Here is a 3,758-nt window from a genome sequence, read left to right as displayed (position 1 = left end):
ACCGTCACCGAGTTCCACCCCAGTTCGGGGACCCGCTGACCCCTGAAATACTCCGGCGTCCAGGCGGCGGGCGAGCGACCGGAGGCATTCAGACCGTGCAAACGCGTTCCGTCCCACACGATCGCGAAGGCGTCCGAGCCGATGCCGTTGTTCACCGGCTCCACCAGCGTCAGCGTGATCGCAGCAGCGAGGGCCGCATCGACTGCGTTTCCACCGTCGGCGAGCATCGCCAGGCCTGCCTGCGCAGCGAGCGGTTGTGATGTGCAGACGACGTTTCGCGCAAGTACAGGAGTCCTCGGCCAGCGATAGGGCAGCTCCCAGGAGAACGGCACGGACATACGTCGAATGTAAATGCAACATCGCCCAGTGCGGTGGGATCTTGCAGCTAGCAGGTATCTGCACAGTGCCACTAACGGGGAGCATTGATGGGGGTCAGCAGAGGCGACATCGGCCCCCTAAGTGGCGACGATTAGTGCGATCCATCACCGGAGAGGCGCCACAATGGTGTACACCAAGCCTAGGCCGAACGTCGGCAACCACGTCCAGACCGACGTCCTCGGCATCGGCCGCGACCAGTTGCCCGCGGAGGCGACCACCGCCGTCACCGCCGCCCACCCTCGACCCAACTTCAAGAATCGAATCCTTCAGGCGTTCACCGACGGCAACGTGCATCGGCCCCGCTCCACGTTCGGCAATGTCAATGCCGACGTGCTCGCACATTACGACGACACATTCGTCCGAGACGACTTCGTCGACATCATCCTCAACAGCAGCTGGCCTGAATAAGCCCAGACGCAACGAAGTACCGCGCCGGAGTTCGCGGTCAAGCGTACTGCGCACGTTCGGGTTTGCCTTGACGGCCAACGCATGCGCAACGTGCTGCCTGCGTTGCCCAATCGTAGGGTTTCCTACCCGCCTGCAGCACAGTTGAATACCCGCTCGTGGATAACCACAGATCCCAGCTGGCGGGGGCCGTTGATGGACATTAGCTGTGATGACTTCTGTTCACTATCGCGCGACTATTTGACCACCAACCGAGGGGTGAAGGGGGTCAAACAAAATGACCGCAATGACATGGACGATCGGGACGGCTTTGGTTGCGCTTGCCGGATGGGCTCTGGAGTGGGGCCAGCGTCGGTGTGAAGAGTGGGCTCAGATGCATGACAAGGATCTGTGAGATGAACGCCAGACAAGCATGGGTCCTCTTGGCTGCCGGCGTGCTCGGTTACGAAGTCGCGTGCGAGGATGGGCAGCTCCTTAGTGAATGTGTGGACGACTGGCTGATCTCTCGGCCGATTCTGACCCGCGCCGCGATTGCAGCGCTAGCGCTTCATCTCGGCAACGCAGTACCGGAACGCTATGACGTTGTCTCGCAGGGATTCCGCGCAATCAGGCAAGGCTCACGCATCGCTCAGCGGCTCGCCCGGTAGATCCTCATCGCCCGATGCTGCGAAGACCTCGCTGGCCGCGGCGCCGAAGCCCTTGGGTTGTCCTACGGCCGCGAAGGTCCTGCCGACCTCGGCGAGTTCAAAGGACCACCGCCAGCCCTTCTCGTGGCTCTGCCGGCGGGCGTGCAGCGACGCATCTGCAAGATGAGGTTGGCTTATCATCCATTCGTTTACGAGGTCGTCGTCGACCCCATACGCGGCAGCCGTGCGTCGAATCGAAACTAGCAATGCCGCAGTCGTTTTAGTCCAGGCCGCGTACGTCATCTTGAGCGCTGATGCGGCTGGCGGCGTTTCCGTGAGGCTAACGGCGTCGAGTGCGGATCCGGCGAACAGGTTCGCGATCTCGCCGTCGTCACCGGCAAGATACAGCCGGGTCGTGCCTGCTGTGATGGGGGGCGGGCCGATTATGCCACCGTCGACGTAGCGGGCGCCACTGCCGGTGACGGTGCGACCGATGAGCAACGACGTCTTGGGGCTAACAGCGTTGGCGTCCACCACTATTCCCCGGAAACCCGCCAACTGCCGGGCCATTTCTAACGCCCCGTGCGGCGGGCAAATCGAGAACACAATGTCGGTGTGGGCCAGCAGCTCGGCGAGGTCGTCGAACGGAGTCAACCCAGCCTGCTCTGCGCGCCGCGATGTCGCTTCGCTTCGGCCGGCGCGCAGCCAGCCGACCCGGTGGCCACGGCGGACCAGACAGGCGGCCACCGCCGCGCCCATGGCGCCTGGATGGAGCAGGGCGCATACCGGATCCACCAACGGATTACGCGGCATGAACCCTCTCCTGTCCTCCCGCGGGCCCTGCGATGAGCGGAGCTAGCCGTTCGGCCGACCGAATCGCGCGTGGCGACGTCGACCAGATACTCAGCACGATAATGGCGAATCCCAGCATCGCGCACAACAGCCACAGCGGCCTGGCGTCCGCGGTGTACTGTGCAGCGCCTGCGGTCAGAGCCGCCCCTGCGAGCGAACCGCACAGCGCCACACCGATACTGACGCCTACCTGACGGCTGGTGGAGGCCACCGCCGAGGCCGCCCCCGCGCGGTCTGTCGGCATGCCGCTGACCGCCGTGGTCGTGATCGGTGCGTTGGCCATCGCGAAGCCCGCGCCGAACACCGCAAAGATCGCCAACACCGCCCACACCGGAGCGGTGCCGGTGAGATCGGCCAGCATCAGCGTCGACACGGTGATCATGAGTCCAGCTGCGACCAACGATGGCCGACTGCCGAAGCGGCCGACCAACCGGCCCGACAACGGCGACAAAATCAGAGCTGCAACCGAAATCGGTAGATACATCAAGCCGGTGTGGAGCGCCGAGTAGTGGCGCGCACCCTGGAGGTACAACGACATCATGAATAGAAAGGCGCCGTAGGCGGCATAAGCGCACACCGCGATCACCGTCGCCGACGCGAACGGAATGCTGTGGAAGAACCGCAGATCGATGAACGGATCGTTGCGCCGGGATTCGTAGCGGAGGAATCCCAACAGTGCCAACACGGCGACGATCGATATCGCGACCGACGGTGCGCCGTGCCCGCCCAGCTCTCGTCCCTGGATGAGGACGAAAACGACGGAGAAGAGGAACGCCACTGCCAGCGCTTGGCCGATCGGGTCGACGTCTCGCAGTGTGGCCGACCGCGACTCGGGCACGAAGATCGCGGTGAGCAGGATCGCGGCTGCGCAGATCGGCAAGTTGATCCAGAACACCGCGCGCCAGTCGCCGAGCTCGATCAGTGCGCCACCCAGCATCGGGCCGAGCGCCATCGCGATGCCCATCACCGCCCCCCAGATACCGATCGCCCGGGCGCGTTCCACCCGGCCGACAAACACCTGACTGATGATCGACAGCGCAACAGGATTCAGCATCGAGCCGCCGATTCCTTGCAGCAATCGGGCCGCGATCAGGGTGTGGATGTCGGGCGCCAGGCTGCACAACAGCGATCCGACGGCGAAAATCGTCAACCCGATCTGGAAGACGCGGCGGCGGCCAAATCGGTCGGCGGTGGCCCCGGACAACAGCAGCAATGAGGCCAGCACAAGCGTATAGACGTCGATCACCCATTGCAGCTCAGAAGCCGACGCATGCAGTTCGGTGCGGATCGACGGGATCGCGACGTTGACGATGGTCGCGTCCATCGACACGATCAGCAGGCTCCGGCAGCAGGAGATCAGGATGATCGCCTTGCGGCGCGAGCTGAGAGCGTTCACTTACGATTGTGAAACTGCAACATTGGCAAATCGAGCACGCCAGCCGGAATCTGTGACCACCTGCTAGCTTCCAGCGGTCGGCGATCAGCGTCATGAGATGT

The 3,758-nt window shown here is 63.7% G+C and carries 4 protein-coding genes and 1 pseudogene; 2 read left to right on the top strand and 3 right to left on the bottom strand.

Translation table 11 applies throughout. The annotated features are described in order from the left end of the window. Positions 1-338, bottom strand: a 338-nt coding sequence (locus tag QOH60_RS08355; protein ID WP_526419035.1) for a gamma-glutamyltransferase, incomplete at its 3' end; no start/stop codon positions are given. Positions 339-537: 199 nt separating this feature from the next. On the opposite strand from QOH60_RS08355, the pseudogene QOH60_RS08350 reads away from it, so the two are divergent. Beyond that, positions 538-786: pseudogene (locus QOH60_RS08350) on the top strand (HD domain-containing protein); the annotation flags it as partial. A 374-nt stretch (positions 787-1,160) separates the two neighbouring features. Then, positions 1,161-1,430, top strand: a complete 270-nt coding sequence (locus QOH60_RS08345) for a DUF7427 family protein (protein WP_526419033.1) — start codon at positions 1,161-1,163, stop codon at positions 1,428-1,430. Here QOH60_RS08345 and QOH60_RS08340 read toward each other — a convergent pair. Next, positions 1,401-2,222 carry a DUF1932 domain-containing protein gene (locus tag QOH60_RS08340; RefSeq protein WP_526419031.1) on the bottom strand — a complete coding sequence of 274 codons (822 nt, stop codon included), beginning with the start codon at positions 2,220-2,222 and terminating at the stop codon, positions 1,401-1,403. The genes QOH60_RS08345 and QOH60_RS08340 overlap by 30 nt on opposite strands. Next, positions 2,212-3,657 carry a DHA2 family efflux MFS transporter permease subunit gene (locus QOH60_RS08335; protein ID WP_526419029.1) on the bottom strand — a complete coding sequence of 482 codons (1,446 nt, stop codon included), beginning with the start codon at positions 3,655-3,657 and terminating at the stop codon, positions 2,212-2,214. The genes QOH60_RS08340 and QOH60_RS08335 overlap by 11 nt, the downstream gene beginning before the upstream one ends. Positions 3,658-3,758: the final 101 nt, after the last annotated feature.

This window comes from Mycobacterium sp. (assembly GCF_032159765.1).
In the GTDB taxonomy this organism is placed as follows: Bacteria; Actinomycetota; Actinomycetes; order Mycobacteriales; family Mycobacteriaceae; genus Mycobacterium.
The sequence above is the reverse complement of the archived record's forward strand: the minus strand, read 5'-3'. Positions and strand labels throughout refer to the sequence as shown.